The 15,826-nt window shown below is 73.3% G+C and carries 16 protein-coding genes; 9 read left to right on the plus strand and 7 right to left on the minus strand.

All coding sequences use genetic code 11. The annotated features are described in order from the left end of the window. Positions 1-34 precede the first annotated feature (34 nt). Positions 35-1,804, minus strand: a complete 1,770-nt coding sequence (locus ACQP26_RS00185) for a proline--tRNA ligase (RefSeq protein ID WP_433494620.1) — start codon at positions 1,802-1,804, stop codon at positions 35-37. A gap of 174 nt (positions 1,805-1,978) precedes the next feature. Here ACQP26_RS00185 and ACQP26_RS00190 point away from each other — a divergent pair, with 174 nt between their 5' ends. Then, entirely contained in the window at positions 1,979-2,356 is a 378-nt protein-coding gene (locus tag ACQP26_RS00190; RefSeq protein ID WP_281579431.1) for a VOC family protein, read from the plus strand. Further along, positions 2,353-3,126 (plus strand): class I SAM-dependent methyltransferase, encoded by a 774-nt coding sequence (locus ACQP26_RS00195; RefSeq protein ID WP_433494621.1) that lies wholly within the window; start codon positions 2,353-2,355, stop codon positions 3,124-3,126. The genes ACQP26_RS00190 and ACQP26_RS00195 overlap by 4 nt, the downstream gene beginning before the upstream one ends. Here the strand turns inward: ACQP26_RS00195 and ACQP26_RS00200 are convergent. Both ACQP26_RS00200 and ACQP26_RS00205 read right to left on the minus strand, forming a co-directional pair. Then, entirely contained in the window at positions 3,101-3,295 is a 195-nt protein-coding gene (locus ACQP26_RS00200; protein WP_433494622.1) for a DUF397 domain-containing protein, read from the minus strand. The genes ACQP26_RS00195 and ACQP26_RS00200 overlap by 26 nt on opposite strands. Continuing rightward, the gene (locus ACQP26_RS00205; protein ID WP_433494623.1) at positions 3,286-4,089 is read right to left on the minus strand and encodes a helix-turn-helix domain-containing protein; all 804 of its coding nucleotides are present in this window, start codon (positions 4,087-4,089) and stop codon (positions 3,286-3,288) included. The genes ACQP26_RS00200 and ACQP26_RS00205 overlap by 10 nt, the downstream gene beginning before the upstream one ends. Before the next feature lie 95 nt (positions 4,090-4,184). On the opposite strand from ACQP26_RS00205, the gene ACQP26_RS00210 reads away from it, so the two are divergent. From ACQP26_RS00210 to ACQP26_RS00220, 3 genes are read left to right on the plus strand one after another with little or no spacing between them, the layout of a single operon-like run. Beyond that, the gene (locus ACQP26_RS00210) at positions 4,185-4,520 is read left to right on the plus strand and encodes a hypothetical protein (RefSeq protein WP_269703275.1); all 336 of its coding nucleotides are present in this window, start codon (positions 4,185-4,187) and stop codon (positions 4,518-4,520) included. Then, complete coding sequence (locus ACQP26_RS00215; protein ID WP_433494624.1) at positions 4,517-5,074, plus strand: putative immunity protein; 558 nt, start codon at positions 4,517-4,519, stop codon at positions 5,072-5,074. Before ACQP26_RS00210 ends, ACQP26_RS00215 begins: the two co-directional genes overlap by 4 nt. Further along, entirely contained in the window at positions 5,071-5,586 is a 516-nt protein-coding gene (locus ACQP26_RS00220; RefSeq protein ID WP_281579427.1) for a putative immunity protein, read from the plus strand. The genes ACQP26_RS00215 and ACQP26_RS00220 overlap by 4 nt, the downstream gene beginning before the upstream one ends. 12 nt (positions 5,587-5,598) lie before the next feature. Here the strand turns inward: ACQP26_RS00220 and ACQP26_RS00225 are convergent, their stop codons facing one another. Together ACQP26_RS00225 and ACQP26_RS00230 are read right to left on the minus strand one after the other, a co-directional pair. Beyond that, positions 5,599-7,002, minus strand: coding sequence for a PQQ-binding-like beta-propeller repeat protein (locus ACQP26_RS00225; RefSeq protein WP_433494625.1), 1,404 nt, complete (start codon positions 7,000-7,002; stop codon positions 5,599-5,601). A gap of 19 nt (positions 7,003-7,021) precedes the next feature. Further along, positions 7,022-8,506, minus strand: coding sequence for a hypothetical protein (locus tag ACQP26_RS00230; protein ID WP_433494626.1), 1,485 nt, complete (start codon positions 8,504-8,506; stop codon positions 7,022-7,024). 302 nt (positions 8,507-8,808) lie between these two features. Between ACQP26_RS00230 and ACQP26_RS00235 the strand changes: the two genes are divergently transcribed. The 4 genes from ACQP26_RS00235 to ACQP26_RS00250 all read left to right on the plus strand — a co-directional run bounded on the left by ACQP26_RS00235 (position 8,809) and on the right by ACQP26_RS00250 (position 14,061). Beyond that, complete coding sequence (locus tag ACQP26_RS00235; RefSeq protein WP_433496235.1) at positions 8,809-9,531, plus strand: SGNH/GDSL hydrolase family protein; 723 nt, start codon at positions 8,809-8,811, stop codon at positions 9,529-9,531. A 2-nt stretch (positions 9,532-9,533) separates the two neighbouring features. Next, complete coding sequence (locus ACQP26_RS00240) at positions 9,534-9,980, plus strand: hypothetical protein (RefSeq protein WP_433494627.1); 447 nt, start codon at positions 9,534-9,536, stop codon at positions 9,978-9,980. A gap of 158 nt (positions 9,981-10,138) precedes the next feature. After that, a complete protein-coding gene (locus tag ACQP26_RS00245) occupies positions 10,139-13,069 on the plus strand; it encodes a hypothetical protein (protein ID WP_433494628.1) in 2,931 nt (976 codons plus the stop codon). Positions 13,070-13,158: 89 nt separating this feature from the next. Beyond that, positions 13,159-14,061 (plus strand): sulfurtransferase, encoded by a 903-nt coding sequence (locus tag ACQP26_RS00250; RefSeq protein ID WP_433494629.1) that lies wholly within the window; start codon positions 13,159-13,161, stop codon positions 14,059-14,061. A 44-nt stretch (positions 14,062-14,105) separates the two neighbouring features. Here ACQP26_RS00250 and ACQP26_RS00255 read toward each other — a convergent pair whose 3' ends face one another. Together ACQP26_RS00255 and ACQP26_RS00260 are read right to left on the minus strand one after the other, a co-directional pair. Beyond that, a complete protein-coding gene (locus ACQP26_RS00255) occupies positions 14,106-15,299 on the minus strand; it encodes a hypothetical protein (RefSeq protein WP_269703256.1) in 1,194 nt (397 codons plus the stop codon). Further along, complete coding sequence (locus tag ACQP26_RS00260) at positions 15,296-15,826, minus strand: SigE family RNA polymerase sigma factor (protein ID WP_433494630.1); 531 nt, start codon at positions 15,824-15,826, stop codon at positions 15,296-15,298. Before ACQP26_RS00260 ends, ACQP26_RS00255 begins: the two co-directional genes overlap by 4 nt.

Consider the following 15,826-nt stretch of genomic DNA (forward strand, 5'->3'; position numbering starts at 1 on the left):
GTCGATCCGTTTGCGGTACCCGGTGGCGCGTTCGCTACACCCCGTCGCGGCGCGTCGCGCCCACATCGGCGCGCAGGCGCTCCACGATGGCCTCCACCGGTAGCTCGGTGCGCTCGCCGGTGGCCCGGTCGCGCAGTTCCACGTACCCGTCAGCCAGGCGACGGCCGACCACGACGGCGCGCGGGACGCCGATCAGCTCGGCGTCGGTGAACTTCACCCCGGCGGACACGTGCGTGCGGTCGTCGACCAGCACGCGCAGGCCGGCGGCGGCGAGGCGCCCGCCGAGGTCGAGCGCCGCGTCGAGTTGCGGCCCCTTCCCGGCGGCGACCAGGTGTACGTCGCACGGCGCCACAGCGGCCGGCCAGACCAGCCCTCGGTCGTCGTGGTGCTGCTCGGCCACGGCGGCGACCGCCCGGGAAACGCCGATGCCGTAGCAGCCCATGGTGGGCCGGACCGGCTTGCCCTCGGGGCCGAGCACGTCGACCGCGAACGCGTCGGTGTAGCGGCGTCCGAGCTGGAAGATGTGCCCGACCTCGATGCCCCGCCGGATGGTCAGCTCGCCGTCGGCGCAGGCCGGGCAGGGGTCGCCGGGCCGCACCTCGGCGGCCTCGATCGTGCCGTCGGGTACGAAGTCCCGCCCGCACACCACGTCGGTGGCGTGCCGGCCCGGCTCGTTCGCGCCGGTCAGCCACGCGGTGCCGGGCACCACGCGGGGGTCGACCAGGTAGCGGATGCCGTGCTTGGCGAGGATCTGCGGCCCGATGTAGCCGCGGATCAGCTCGGGGTGCGCGTCCCAGTCCTCGAAGACCGCCACTGTGGCCGGGGCGAGCACCGCCTCGACCCGCTTGAGGTCCACCTCGCGGTCGCCGGGCAGGCCGATCACCAGCGGCTCGGCCCGCTCGGCGCCGGGGCGGCGGACGGTGAGGACCACGTTCTTCAACGTGTCGGCGGCGGTCCAGCCGGTGCGCCCGCCCAGTTTCCGGGCCTCGGCCAGCTCGACCAGGGCGGCGATGGTCGGCGTCTCCGGGGTGTCGTGCACCTCGGTGGGCGGGTGCGCGTCCGGGTCGTCGGCGTCCGGGGCGCGGGTCACGACCGCCTCGGTGTTCGCCGCGTAGTCGCAGGCGGTGCAGCCGACGAACGTGTCCTCGCCGACCGGCGTGGCGGCCAGGAACTCCTCCGACGCGGACCCACCCATCGCGCCGGACATCGCGTGGACGGTGGCGAATTCCAGCCCGAGGCGGGTGAAGATGCGTTCGTAGGCGGCGCGGTGCCTGTCGTACGCCGCCTGGAGCCCGGCCTCGTCCAGGTCGAACGAGTAGGCGTCCTTCATCAGGAACTCGCGCCCGCGCAGCAGACCGGCCCGGGGGCGGGCCTCGTCGCGGAACTTGGTCTGGATCTGGAACAGCGTCACCGGGAAATCCCGGTACGACGTGAACAGGTCTTTCACCAGCAGCGCGGCCAACTCCTCGTGGGTCGGCGCGAGCAGGTGGTCGGCACCCTTGCGGTCGGCGAGCGTGAAGATGTCGTCCCCGTACTCGGTCCACCGCCCGCTGGTCCGGTACGGCTCGGCCGGGAGCAGCGCCGGGAAGTGCACCTCCTGGTCGCCGATCGCGGTCATCTCGTCCCGCACGATCGCGGTGATCCGGTCCAGTACGAGCTTGCCCAGCGGCAGCCACGTGTAGCCGCCCGGCGCGGCCCGGCGGACGTATCCGGCGCGCAGCAGCAGCCGGTGGCTCGGCACCTCCGCGTCGGCCGGGTCCTCGCGCAGGGTCCGAAGCAGCAGGGTCGACATGCGCAGCAGCATTGCCGCAGCTTATGGCGCGAGCGGACGGCCGTGCGACCCCTTTCGGTGTCGGGTGGGGACCGATCGCCGCCAGTTCGGCGAGGTGGCGGTATCGATACCAGCCGGATGCCGCCACCCCGCCGAGCCGGCGCGGACGGGCCGGTAAATGTCGCGGGGGTCCGGTAGGAATGCGGCATGGCTGAGCGACCGCTGATGAAGCTGACGACCACGGTGCTGGACGCGCCGTCCGCAGAGGACCTGGCCGCGTTCTACGAGCGGCTGCTCGGCTGGACCCGACGCGAGGAGGAGCCCGAGTGGGTCGTCCTCGCCCCGCCGGAGGGCGGCCACTGGCTGGCGTTCCAGGACGAGTCGGCCTACGTGCGGCCCGTGTGGCCGGCCGGTCCCGGTGACCAGCAGATGTCGGTCCACCTGGACATCAAGGTCGACGACCTGGAGGCGGCCGTGGCGTACGCGGTGTCGGTCGGTGCGACGCTGCCCGACTTCCAGCCGCAGGACGACGTCCGGGTGCTCCTCGACCCGGCCGGTCACCCGTTCTGCTTCTACCTCTCATGACGGGCGACGTCATCGCGTCGGCGCTCGCCACCAGCCAGTACGCGACGACGACCGGCAACCTGACCGCGCGCATGGCACTGCACTCGTACGGCACCAACCCCCAGGACTGGTTCGGCTGGCTGGGTGAGCGGCTTCCACTGGCCGGGGACGTGCTGGAGGTGGGCGCCGGCACCGGCGAGCTGTGGCACCGGGTGAGTCATATCGGCCGGCTCACAGTCACCGACTTCTCACCCGTCATGTGCGCGCGGCTGCGTGAGGTGCCCGGCGCTCGGGTGCTGCGGTGCGACGCCACGTACCTGCCGTTCCGCGCCGGCACGGTCGACGCGGTGATAGCCAACAGCATGCTCTACCACCTGGACGACCCGGACGCCGCGCTGCGCGAGTTCGCGCGGGTGCTGCGCCCCGGCGGGCGGCTCGCCGTCGCCGTGAACGGCCGCGACCACATGGCCGATCTGAACACGCTCGGCCCGGTGATCGGGTGCCCCGACCTGGCCGTCCGGTTCCACCACCGGAACGACGTCACCGCCGAGGCGACACCGGCCCGTGTCGCCGCCCACTTCGACGACGTGACAGTCGAGCGCTACCCGGACGAGCTGGTGGTGCCCGCCGCGGAGCCGATCCTGGCGTACGTCGCCAGCATGATCGGGCCGCTCACCGCCGCGCAGGAGGAGGCCGCCCGCGCCGCGATCGCGGCCCGCATCGATGCCGAAGGCGCGTTCCGGGTACGCAAGCACACCGTGCTGATCAGCGCGACGCGCGGCTCCCGCTGACCCGGACGAAGGTGCGCCAGGCATCGGGGGTGAAGGTGAGCACCGGCCCGGCCGGGTCCTTGCTGTCCCGCACCCCGACCACCCCGGCCAGATTGTCCGACACCTCGACACAGTCGCCCTGGGTGCCGCTGCGTGTGGACTTCCGCCAGATCGCTCCGGTCAGCTCCACGAGGTCATCACGTCCTTCATCAGCTCGACCGACTGTCGGCGCGGTAGTGCCTCGCTGCGGACACTCTCCCATCTGGACAGCAGGATAGCCACGTCCTCGTCCTTGTCGACCACGACGCCGCCGAGTTGGTTCTCCAGGTGACCGACCCAGCCGCCGTCTGTTCCCCGGGCCAGTGCGAACGGTCCGACCAGGCCGACGTGCATGGTGACCGAGGCCGGCACGATGTGGATGTCGACGTGCGGGCGCTCGGCGCACTCGACGAGGTGCGCGATCTGCTCGGCCATGAGTCCGCGACAGCCCTCGTCGGCGCGGCGCAGGATGGCCTCCTCGATGACGGCGATGTACTTCGGGCCACCCGGGTCGGACAGGATGGACTGTCGGTCGAGCCGTACTCCAAGCCGCCGCTCCACCTCGTCGTCGCTGATCAGATCATCGGTGCGGATCATCGCGCGGGCGTAGTTCTCGGTCTGGAGCAGTCCGGGCACCAGGGTCGGTTGGTAGGTGCGCAACTGCTGGGCCTGGCGTTCGGCTTCGAGCCACGGGCGGAACCAGCTCGGCTGGCCGTCGCGCTCCGCGAGCTTGAGCAGCGACATCAACAGCCCGCCGGTGCCGAGCACCTCGTCGGCCCGGGCGAGGAAGAACCGGTCCAGCGGCCGGTGGCCCAGCTCCACCGCCGACACCTGGGAGCCGGAGAAGTGCACGAGCCTCCCGAACTCCTCCTGGCTCAGCTCGGCCCGCACCCGCAGCCGCCGCAGTTGCGCGCGGATCAGCTCGGCGGTCGGCTCGTTCTCCACGCGCGCTCCTCAGACTGCGGCCGGTCTCCCGGTCTCTCCCCGAACCGGCTCCGACGACTTCCGAGCGTAGTGTCGCCATCAGCAGACTGTCACGCATGAACCTTCCCGTACCGCGGCTCGGGCCGTACCCCGATCGGCCGCGCCCCTACCCGCCGGACCACCCGGCCCACCTGCCGATCCGGCCGCTCTGGCTCTGCCGCGCCTGTGGCGGACCGTGGCCCTGTGCCCAGGCGCGCCTGCTGCTCAAGGTCGAGTACGCGGACCACCCCGTCGACCTGGCCGTCTACCTGTCCGGGCTCTACCACGAGGCCACGCACGACCTGTTCCGCCTCAATCCGCACGACGGGCCGACCCCGCGCGAGCTGTTCGAGCGGTTCGTCGGCTGGGGCCCGTACCGGCGGGGCATCACCGATACGATGCCCGCGACATGACTGCGCCCGGGGACTTCGACCTGACGACGGACGAGTTGCGCGAGGTGGCGCGGTACGCGGTCCGGCACGCGGAGGACGTCCTCCCGGTCTACGAGCGGGCGGTTCCCGGCGATCCGCGTCCCCGCGCGGCTGTCGATGCGGCGTGGACGTTCGCGCATGGGGCCGCCCGGACGAAACTCCAGCGGGTCGCGTCGCTCGACGCGCACCGGGCCGCCCGGTCGGCGCCCACCGAGGCCGCGCGCCTGGCCGCCCGGGCCGCCGGTGACGCCGCGGCAGCCGCGTACCTGCACCCGATCGCGAAGGCCACCCAGGTCGGGCACATTCTGCGGGCCGCCGCCAACGCCGCGCGCGTCGCCGAACTGGAGGCCGGCGGTGACGAGACCGTCGGGCAGGCGACGCTGGACCGGTACCGGCGACTCGCCACGCCAGTGCTGGTCGACGTGCTGCGCCGCTATCCGCCGCTGACCGGCGGCGGCAGCCGGGTCGCCCGGCTGATGAGCACACTGGACCACGACCTGCGCCGGGGCGCCGCCGGACCGGAGGCCACCTCGTGATCCTGCCGAAGGTCCGCGATCCCCGGTTCGTCACGATCCGCCGGGGCGGCACGCTCACCGACGAGCACCACCACCTGCTGGCGCTCTGGGCCGCCACCTGCGCCGAGCACGTCCTCGGCCTGTTCGAGGCGGTCCGGCCGGACGACAACCGCCCGCGTGAGGCGATCGCGCACGCCCGTGCCTGGGTGCGGGGCGAGGTCCGCATGATGGAGGCGCGTGCGGCGGGCGGGCACGCCATGGGCGCGGCCCGTGACCTGCGCGGGGCAGCGCGCAACGCCGCGTACGCCGCCGGTCAGGCCGCCGTCGTGGCCCACGTGGCCGCCCACGAACTCGGCGCCGCCGCGTACGCGATCAAGGCGGTACGCGCGGCGGCGCCCGCCGGCCTCGGCGAGGCGGCCGGGCGGGCCGAGTGCCGGTGGCAGCGCGACCAGCTCCCGGCCGAGATCCGCGAGCTGGTCCTGGACGACCAGCGGCTGCGCAACGACATCTGCTGGTCGGTCTTCGACTGCTGACGCCGCCGCTGCTCAGCGCAGCACGGTGATCGCCGCGTCCGCGGTGACCTGCTTCCACGGCACCAGCACCACGGTGCCGTCGCGCTCCAGCACCTTCGCGTCGCTGCCCTCGGTGCCGGCCGACAGCGGCGCCTCGGCCACCACCGTCACCGCGCCGGTGGCCGGGTCGATCCGGACCAGCCGCGGGGCGAGGTCCCGCCGGTCGCCCACCTCCCACGCCAGCAGGCCCTGCCCGTCGAGGCGGACGAGTTCCACCTCGCTGTCGGTGTGCCCGGCCGACACCCAGCGCCGCTTCCCGGTGGCCAGGTCGATCGCCACCACCTGGTTGGCCTGGCGCATCTTGTCGCCCACCGGAGAAGCCTCGGTGGGCAGGTACAGCGTGTCCGCGTCGGCCAGGTACGGCCTGATCCCCGGGCCGCTCACCGTGTTGGAGCGGTTGACCGGCAGGTCGCTGAACCGCGTACCGTCGACGGGGTTGCCGAACGTGGCCCGCTCCTTGCCGGTGGCGTCGCGCGCGACGAACGTCTCGGTGTTGAGGCCGGGCAGGCTGACCAGCGGGTCGACGCTCAGCACCCCGTCGCTCTGCTGCGCGGCCGGCAGTTGCTGCTGCCAGCGCGGCTTGCCGGTGGCCGGGTCCAGGCCGAGCAGCGCACCCCGGTCGCCGTCGCAGAGCGCGGTGACCACCGCCTGGTCCCCGGCGGCCTGCGCGTCGGTCAGGCGGCAGTCGCGGCCGGGCAGCAGCCGGTCGGCGTCGGTCTGCCACAGCCGCTTGCCGTCGGCCAGCGCGTAGCCGAGGACGCTCTCGCCGCTGCGCACGACCACCTGCCCGGCGGCCACGGACAGGTCCGGGGCGACGATCTCGGACCGGCCCGTCCGGCGTTCGACAGGGAACGTCGCCCGCCACGTCTGCGTGCCGCCGGCCGCGTCGAAACCGACGAGCGTGTCGCAGGAGTCGGCGGAACCGAGCGCCACCACGCCCCGCCCTTCGGCGAGCGTCTGCGCGGCCGCGCACAGCGAGGACGCCTGCGGCGCGGGTACGCCCCACGCCTGGCCGCCGTCGCCGAGCCGGTAGGCGATGATGCCGTCCGGCTGGGCCCGGACCACCGCGTCACCGGCCAGCCAGGCGCCGAACATGTCCTGCCCGTCGTACGTCTTCAGCCCGTTGCGCTGGAGTTCCGGGAAGTCGAGCACCCACGCGGTGCGCAGCTTCCGCCCGTCGTCGTCACCGCCGCCGACCAGCCGGGACACGCCGTAGGCGGTACCGGCCGCGACCGCGAGCACCGCCACCAGGCCACCGGCCACCAGCAACGCGACGCGCCCGCGCCGCTTCGGCGCCGCCGGCGGCGCACCGGCCGGACCCGGCCGGACCACCGGCGGGTACGCGGGCGGCGGGTACTGCTGGTGCTGATAGGTCATCGGTCGTCTCCCGTTCCCGTCAGCCCGCCTGCGCGCGGACGTAGTCGGCCCAGCCGGACTGGAAGTCGTCGAGCGACACGCCGAGCACGTCCCGGGCGGCACGGTCGGTCGGGGTGCCGGCGTAGACCGCCTCGACGAAGCGGAACAGTTTCGGCTCACCGTGCTTGTCGGCGAGGTGGGTCATGGCGGTGTGCCCGAGCCAGTAGTGGAAGGTCAGCATTCCGGGGTTGTCCCAGTCGCTGTTGCCGGGCAGCTTGCCGTTCCAGCCGTTGCGGACCAACTGCAGGGACGGCGCGGTGCGCGCGCTGGCGGTCAGCGGACGGCCGCTGAAGGCGATGTACTCGGCGAAGCCTTCGACCACCCACTCGTCGAGCTTGCTGAACTCGTCCACGGCGGTCAGGTCGGTGCGGAGCGTCATCAGCGAGTGCGCCATCTCGTGCCGCAACACCATGCGGGCGTCGTTGTCGCCACCGGAGCGGGTGAAGTAGCGATCGGTGGTGTCCACCACGATGCGGGTCCCGCCGATCGTGGCCTTGCCGTTCTTGCGCTCGGCCGCGACCATGCCCACCGAGTAGCCCGCCTCGGTGGCCTTCTCGGTGCCGATCCGGTAGAGCGAGGTCATCTCGTCCTTGCCTGCGGCGAACGTGACGACGAACTTGTCAGTCATCGGCTCGGGCGGCGCGTTGGCCCGCCACACGGCGAGGCTGTCCGTCACCGACCTGTCGACGGCGAGGGCGTACCGCACCGCCAGGTCGGCCCGGGCCGCGTCGGTGATGATCAGGGCGTACGCGGTCCGCTCGACATGGATGTCCCGCCACTTGTCCCACGGCCCGGGGTAGTAAACGGTCTTCGAGTCGCCGTTGCCACCGGCCGACGCTCCGGTGACCGCCACGACCCGGATCGGCGCGTCCTTGCCGGCGCGGACGATCGTCCACCGGTACCACTCGGCGACCGGTGCCAGGTCGAAGCCGTCCAGCTGGTGCACGAACGAGACGTCGAGCTGGAACGTGACGCCCTGCCCGAAGGCGTCGCTCACCCGGCCCTGCTTCTCGAGCATCTCGTAGCGGGCCACCGACAGCGGCAACTTCATGAGGTTGCGGAAGAGCTGGGTCTGCCCGGCGATCAGATCCTCGCGGTCCGGGTCGAACGCGGCCAGGTAGCCGTCCAGGTCCTTCGCCGCGAGCGCCTTGCTGTGCCGGTCGAGCAGGGCGGCCAGCTCGGCGTCCGTGACGGTGACGCCGTTCGCGCCGGCTGCCGCCTTCGGCGCCGGGCCGTCCTCGTCGTCACCGCGCAGGCCCAGCCCGACGCCGACCGCAGTGCCGGCGCAGAGCGCCAGCGCTAGCGCGCCCGCCGCGAGGCCGATCCAGAGCCCACGGCGGGACTTCGGCGCCGGGGGCGGCGGCCCCCACGGCGTCGGCTGCCCGGGCGGCGGTGCCGCGCCGTACCGGGGATCGGCATTGCCGGGCGGTGGCCAGCCTGCCGCCGGTGGGTGCCCCTGCGTCATGTGGTTCCTCGCTCGTGCCGGGTGCGGGACCGGCCGGACGGTTTCGGACAGCCGGATGACGGCTGACATCATCCCCGTTCCGGACGACGGATTGCGACCCGCCCGGACGTGTCGGGGCTTTTGTCCCGTGGGGTGGCTGTCGTGAACAGAAGGTCGAGACATCCGCCACGTCCGACGTTCAGGGCCAGCGGGACCGGTCCGCGCGGTGACAGACTGTGCGACGCACTTCTGCCGGAACGTCTGAGGGAGGCGCCGTGCGCTGGCGCAGCTACGTGGCGGTGGGCGACAGCTTCACCGAGGGCATGGACGACGCATATCCGGACGGCAGCTACCGGGGCTGGGCCGACCTGGTCGCCACCCGCCTCGCCGTCGAGGCCGGGCCCGACTTCGGGTACGCCAACCTGGCCATCCGGGGCCGGCTGTTCCCGAACGTGGTGGCCGAGCAGGTGCCGTCCGCGCTGGCCATGAAGCCCGACCTGATCAGCTTCGCGGCCGGCGGCAACGACGTGCTGCGCCGCAGCTTCGACCCGGACGCGTTCGTCCCCCGCTTCGACTCGGTGGTGCAGCGGCTGCGCTCCGGCGGCAGCGACGTGGTGCTGTTCCGGTTCGCCGACGTGATGTCCCGGCTGCCCGGCCAGCGGCTGATGGCGCCGCGCGTGACGCTGCTCAATCGGGTGGTCGGCGAGGTGGCCGAGCGGCACGGCGCGATCCTGGTCGACCTCTACTCCGACGACACCTACCTCAACCCGCTGCTCTGGAGCACCGACCGGATTCACCTGTCGGCGGCAGGCCACCGCCGGGTCGCCGCGCAGGTGCTCACCGCGCTCGGCGTCGGCTGCGACGAGGAGTGGCTGCTGGTCCCGCCGCACCCGGCGCCCAGCCCGTGGCTCGCCGCGCGCGCGGCCGACCTGCGCTGGGCCGGCAAGCACCTGGCGCCGTGGATCAGGCGCCGGCTGACCGGGCGGTCCTCCGGCGACTTCGTCACCGCCAAGCGGCCGGTGCTCGGGCCGGTCGAGCGCGACTGAGCGTGCGTACCGTCCACGCCGCCGACCTGCTGCGGCTGACACCCGACGACCCGCCCCGAGCCGGGCTGGCCGTCGTGGTCGACGGTGACCGCGTCGAGGCGATCGTGCCGACCGACGAGCTTCCCGGCGCGTACCCGGGGGTGCGGGTGCGGCGGTGGGCCGGCACGCTCGGGCCGGCGCTCGTGCACGACGGCCCGTTGCCTCCGGCGCCCACGCCGCGCGAGCGGGTGCACGCGCTGTTCCGGCTCGGCGTCGCCGCGGTGGTCGAGGAGCACGTGGCCGATCCGTCGTTGCGGTCCGCCGCCGCCCGCAACGACGTGGCGGTGCTGGCTGCCGCCCGGCCGCCCGCACTGGTGACCGGCGGGCGGGCCGACCTCGCCGTGTTCGACGCGGACGGCTCCTGCCTGGCCACAGTGGTCGCCGGCCGCCTGGTGCACCGCCGCGCCTGACCCGGCCGGACGGCTCGATCTTGACCGCCGATCGTCCGATGTGCTCCGTCGGTCCCAGATCGGGATCGTCCGATGTCCGCCCGTCTGGGTAGCATCCGCTGCCCCCGTCGATCGAGCACGGGGCGACATCGGGGAAAGGTGGATGGGGTTTGATCCTCATGCCTGACAGAAATCCACGTCGAGCGGGTCGGCGTCTGCTCGCCGCCGCGTTGTCGACAGTGGTCGTGGCCGGTACGGTGACCGCCACCGCGGCGCCCGCTGCCGCGTACGACATCCGCTACGAGACGAACACCTCCTGGGCCTGGACCGACTCGCGTTCGCCCGACACGATCAGCATCGACCGGCCGGGTGACGCGCCGGTGGGCACCTGGAAGGACGCGAAGGGCCGCCCGCACACGTCGCGCGCCTACTTCACGTTCGACATCTCCCGCTACCGGGGAGCGGACATCGAGACGGCCAAGCTCGACGTCAAGGAGACCGCCGGCGCGGACTGCACCACGCGCCCGAAGATCGAGCTGTGGCGCACCGCCGCCTACACCTCCAGGTCGAGCTGGCGGAAGCCGCCGGCTGACCTGGCCCTGGTCGACAGCCGGCAGCTCACCGACCAGATCGTCTGCCCGGCACCACGGGTGGAGTTCGACGCGGTCGAGGCGCTGCGCCAGGCGCTCGCCGAGGGCCGGTCGACGCTGACCCTCTCGCTGCGGCTGCCCGCCGACGCCGAGCGGGATCCGGCACTGGCCCGGAAGTACGCCACCACGGTCGGCATCTCGATCGACTACAACTTCCGCCCCGGCGTGCCGACCGACCTGCAGACCACGAACGGCACGGCGTGCACCACCGCCGAGCCGTACGAGGTGACCCGCAACCCCACGCTCTCCGGCGTGGTGCACGACCGGGACCGCACCGACGGCGGCGGCACGGACCAGCTCGACGTCTCCTTCGCGGCCTGGCCGGTCGACGAGCCGGAGGCACGCATCGAGCGACTGGACTTCGCCCGCGACGGCGCGCGCGCCACGGGCCGCTACGACCAGATGTGGCCGGCGCCGTTCGAGCACGACCGGACGTACGCCTGGCAGATGCGGGCGAAGGACAGCCGGGCCACCGGCGAGTGGAGCCCGATCTGCTACTTCCGACTCGACGTCCGTGGCCCGGCTACGACACCGACTGTCACGTCCACCGACTTCCCGGACGACCGCGAGTGGCATCCCGCGCTGCCCGGCAGGTTCACCTTCACCGCGAACGGCGCCGCTGACGTGGTGCGGTACGGCTACTCGCTGGACTCCGGCGGGCAGGGCACGGTCGACGCGGACCGGACAGGCGGCACGGCCACCGTCACGCTCACCCCGGGCAGCGGCCCGAGAACCCTGGCGGTATGGAGCCTGGACGCGGTCGGCAACCGCTCGGAGATCACCCAGTACAGGTTCCTCGCCCAGGACGTCTCGCCGGTCATCGAGGGACGGCTGAGCGAGATCGGGGTGCCGGCCACATTCCAGCTGCGTCCGCAGATGGACGGGGTGGTGCGCTACCGCTACGGCCTGGACGGCGACCCGGAGCGGACGGTCGAGGCCGCCGCCGACGGCTCCGCCGCGATCACCGTCACCGCGACCCGGGGCGGCTCCCGCACCCTGACCGTCACCAGCGTCACGGCCGGCGGCGTGGAGGCCACCGGAACCCGGGAGTTCCAGCTGCTGACCGAGCCGACGATCTCGGCCACGGTCTACGAGAACTGGGACTCCGGCGGCGGGCCGGGCATCCCGGGCGTCTTCACGTTCACCCCACGCCTGCCCGACACGGTCAGCTACCGCTACCACTTCGACGGCGAGTCCGGCACGGTGGCCGCGAACGCCGACGGCACCGCGTCGGTGACCTGGACCCCGACCGACGAGGGCTGGGTCGACCTCGCCGTGTGGAGTGTGAGCCGCGATGGCACCGAGTCCGAGCCCGCGACCTGGTCCTTCCGGGTGCGGGACCTGCGCCCCGCGGTCTCCGGCGACCCGTACCGGGGTGACTGGCCCATGGGGGGCCCGGGCCAGCCGGGCGAGTTCCGGTTCACCTCGGAGGTCGAGGAGACGGTGGCCTTCCTCTACCGGTTCGACAACGGTGCCGAGCAGCGCGTCGAGACGGGCAACCGAGCGACGGTGAGCTGGACGCCCACCGAGGGCGGGGAGCACACGCTCACTGTCGTCGGGGTCACCGCGGACGGCACCCGCTCGCCGGAACAGGTCTGGACGTTCCTGGTGAACGACGCCCCGCTGGTCCAGTCGGCGGAGTATCCGGAGAACGGCAGCAGCGGCCTGCCCGGCGTCGCCGGGACCTTCACCTTCACGCCGCAGCGGTCGAACGTGGTCCGGTACCACTACTCGTTCCAGGGCGCGGAGACGACGACGATCGACGCGAGGGCTGACGGGACCGCCGTCGTCACCTGGGCCCCGGAGCAGGCCGGCTGGCACCAGTTGACGGTGATCGCGGAGACCGCCGACGGCACGCGTACCGGGCAGCGTGAATACCAGTTCACCGTCCGGGATCCGCAGCCGCAGGTCATCTCGTACCTGTACAGCGAGTGGGGTTCGAGCGGCGGCATCGGCGTACCCGGTGGCTTCCGCTTCCACTCCGACCTGCCGGACACCGTGGCGTTCGTCTACCGGCTCAACGGCGGGCCGGAGCAGACCGTCGACGTGAACGACGGCACCGCCGCCGAGCTGACCGTCACCCCGGACCGGGTCTTCCGGAACACGCTCACCGTCCGGGCCCGCTCGGCGTCCGGCGAGCTGTCCCCGGAGACGAGCTACTCGTTCCTGGTCAGCAGCGCGCCGGGCGTCAGCTCGACGACCTACCCGATCGGCGGGTCCGGTGGCGGTCCGGGCGTGCCGGGTGTCTTCACGTTCACCCCCGGCATGCCGGACGTGGACAGGTACGTCTACCAGTTCGACTACGCGCCGGAGGTCACCGTGCCGGCGGGTGCGGACGGCTCCGCCTCGGTCACCCTCACGCCGGCCGAGGCCGGCTGGCACACCCTGACCGTGTACGCGATCGACAAGGCCGGCAACCAGTCGGACCCCACGTACCAGTGGTTCGTCGTCGAGGGCTGAGCATCTGATCGCACCGGCCCCACCACCTTTCCGAGGTGGTGGGGCCGGTGTCACATCCGCCGCCCCGGATCCGGCGTACCTTGGGGATCATGCCTGTGCCGAGCGATCCGCATCCCCACCTCCAGTCGTACGCCGACCCGCAGCGCCTGGTCACCACCGAGTGGCTGGCCGAGCACCTGGGCGACGAAGGGCTCGTGGTGGTCGAGTCCGACGAGGACGTGCTCCTCTACGACACCGGCCACATCCCCGGCGCCGTCAAGGTCGACTGGCACACCGAACTCAACGACCAGGTCACCCGCGACTACCTGGACGCCGCGAGCTTCGCCGAGCTGTGCGCGGCGAAGGGCATCGGGCGGGACGACACAGTCGTCTTCTACGGCGACAACTTCAACTGGTGGGCCGCGTACGCCCTCTGGGTCTTCTCCCTCTTCGGTCACCAGGACGTGCGGCTGCTCGACGGCGGCCGGCAGAAGTGGATCGCCGAGGGCCGGGAGCTGACCCGGGACATGGTGAGCCGGCCCCGCGCCTCGTACCCGGTGCCGGAGCGCAACGACGCGCCGATCCGCGCGTACCGGGAGCAGGTCATGGCGCACGTGGCGGCCGGTCGGCCGCTGGTGGACGTGCGTTCGCCCGGCGAGTACACCGGCGAGATGCTGCACATGCCGGACTACCCGCAGGAGGGCGCGCTGCGTGGCGGGCACATCCCGGGCGCGGTGAGCAAGCCGTGGAAATCCGCCGCGAACGACGACGGCACGTTCAAGTCCGCCGACGAACTGCGTGCCATCTACGCCGACCAGCTCGGGCTGAGCCCGTCCGACGACGTGGTGGCGTACTGCCGGATCGGGGAGCGGTCCAGCCACACCTGGTTCGTGCTGCACCACCTGCTCGGGTTCCCGCAGGTGCGCAACTACGACGGTTCGTGGACCGAGTGGGGCAACCTGGTCCGGGCCCCCGTCGTGAAGGGCGACCAGCCCGGCGGCCTGACCCGCTGAGCGTCCCGGCCGGTCCTGCCGCACCCGTCGGCGGGACCGGCCGGTCAGCGGGCGGCTATCGACAGGCGCCCGGGGACGTTGCTCGCCACCCAGTCGACGGCGCCGGTCTCCGGACGCCACCGGGCCAGTCCGGCGTCGTAGCGGAACAGCAGGTCGCCGTCGGCGGTCCAGCCGTGCACCTCGCAGCAGCCCTTCGCGCGGTCCTCGCGCCCGAGGTCGAGCAGTCGGGTCACCGCCCCGGTACGGGCGTCCAGCACCGCCACGCCCTCGGCGCCGCTCATCGTGCCGGCGGGGCCCGCAGTGGTGGTCCAGCCGGCCTGGCCGATCCGGTCGCCGCGCTGCCAGCCCCGCCCGTAGACCTCGTTCAGCTGGTAACCGGGGGGTAGCTCCCCGGTGGTCACCGGCCGTCGCTCCGGCGCGCCGCCGGAGGCGGGGAACCGGCGTACGGCCAGGCCGCCGTCCCCGGCCCAGCCGCCCACTGTGAACAGGTCACCGGGCCGGGCCGGCTCGGGTACGACGAGCGTCCAGGGGTCGACCGGGAGCTTCCGTGCCGACCCGGTGCGCCGGTCCAGCTCGTACGCGGTGTCGTTGTCCCCGACGACCAGCCGGTCCCCGGCCCAGACCACGTGTTCCAGGTAGCCGGTGAGCGGGTAGCGGCGGACCGCGCCGTCGGTCAGGCCGATCACGATCACCTCGTCGGTCTGCGCGAACGCGGCGGTCCGGCCGTCCGGCGACAGGCTGCCCGGCTTGAGCGGAGCGGCCTCGTTGCCGCCGGCGTCGCGGGTGGGCGCGAGCGTCACCACGTCGAGTTCCCGGACCATGCCGTCGTCACCCAGCACCCGGACCGGACCGGCGTCGCCGGTCTCCGGGTCGATCGGCTGGTACAGCGCCAGCGCCCGGCTCACCGGCCGGTCGGATAGGCCGTAGGCGACCCGGTCGCCGAGCCGGCCCAGCGGGTCACCCGCCTGTCCGAGCCGGTCCGGGGGCCGCTGCACCACCGGGGCGCTCGGCGCCGACGTCACAGTCGGGCGGGGCGGTGCCGCCGGGGGCGGGCCGGGGCGGTGCAGCAGTGCCGTCGTACCGCCGCCGAGCAGGACCACGGCGACGGCCGCGGCACCGGCGGCCCGGCGGGCGCGGCGGACCCGCCCGGCCCGGTCCCATCCGCTCTCGGCGGGCCGGGTCGGCCGGATCTCCTCGGCGGCCCGGGTCAGCAGCCGGGTCAGCTCGGGCTCGTTCACGGGTTCGCCTCCATCCCGGTCACCAGGTCGTCTCCGGACGTGCCGAGGGCGGGTACGACGTCGCGCAGCCGGCGCAGCGCGTCGTGGCACTGGCTCTTGACGGTGCCGACGGTGACGCCGAGCGCCTCGGCGGTGGCGACCTCGGTCAGGTCCTCGAAGTAGCGCAGCACCACGACGGCCCGCTGGCGTGGCGGCAGCCGGTCCAGCGCCGCGCGCACGGTGAGCCGCAGCGCCGCGTCGGCGTCCGAACCCGGCCGGTCCGGTGGGTACGCGCTGAGCCACTCCCGCCGCCGGCGTCGCCACCAGGAGACGGCGTCGCGGTAGAGGATGGCGCGCACGTACGCGGCCGGGTCGCCGTCGCGCACCGACGGCCAGCGCAGCGCCAGCTTGAGCAGCGCGTCCTGGAGCAGGTCCTCGGCCTGGTGCCGGTTGCCGCAGATCAGGTACGCGGCGCGCAGCAACCGGTGCTGGTGCGACTCGACGAAGGCGAGGTAGTCCGCCCGCCCGTCGTCCGCGTCCCGCCCCAT

This window comes from Micromonospora sp. CA-248089, assembly GCF_050948515.1.
Classification (GTDB): domain Bacteria; phylum Actinomycetota; class Actinomycetes; order Mycobacteriales; family Micromonosporaceae; genus Micromonospora.

Bases quoted from the DNA above. Each gene is read 5' to 3' on its own strand.
- ACQP26_RS00185 (WP_433494620.1), bottom strand. From the start codon at position 1,804: ATGCTGCTGCGCATGTCGACCCTGCTGCTTCGGACCCTGCGCGAGGAC.
- ACQP26_RS00235 (WP_433496235.1), top strand. From the start codon at position 8,809: ATGGACGACGCATATCCGGACGGCAGCTACCGGGGCTGGGCCGACCTG.
- ACQP26_RS00195 (WP_433494621.1), top strand. From the start codon at position 2,353: ATGACGGGCGACGTCATCGCGTCGGCGCTCGCCACCAGCCAGTACGCG.
- ACQP26_RS00230 (WP_433494626.1), bottom strand. From the start codon at position 8,506: ATGACGCAGGGGCACCCACCGGCGGCAGGCTGGCCACCGCCCGGCAAT.
- ACQP26_RS00210 (WP_269703275.1), top strand. From the start codon at position 4,185: ATGAACCTTCCCGTACCGCGGCTCGGGCCGTACCCCGATCGGCCGCGC.
- ACQP26_RS00225 (WP_433494625.1), bottom strand. From the start codon at position 7,002: ATGACCTATCAGCACCAGCAGTACCCGCCGCCCGCGTACCCGCCGGTG.
- ACQP26_RS00250 (WP_433494629.1), top strand. From the start codon at position 13,159: ATGCCTGTGCCGAGCGATCCGCATCCCCACCTCCAGTCGTACGCCGAC.
- ACQP26_RS00260 (WP_433494630.1), bottom strand. From the start codon at position 15,826: ATGGGGCGGGACGCGGACGACGGGCGGGCGGACTACCTCGCCTTCGTC.
- ACQP26_RS00245 (WP_433494628.1), top strand. From the start codon at position 10,139: ATGCCTGACAGAAATCCACGTCGAGCGGGTCGGCGTCTGCTCGCCGCC.
- ACQP26_RS00190 (WP_281579431.1), top strand. From the start codon at position 1,979: ATGGCTGAGCGACCGCTGATGAAGCTGACGACCACGGTGCTGGACGCG.
- ACQP26_RS00215 (WP_433494624.1), top strand. From the start codon at position 4,517: ATGACTGCGCCCGGGGACTTCGACCTGACGACGGACGAGTTGCGCGAG.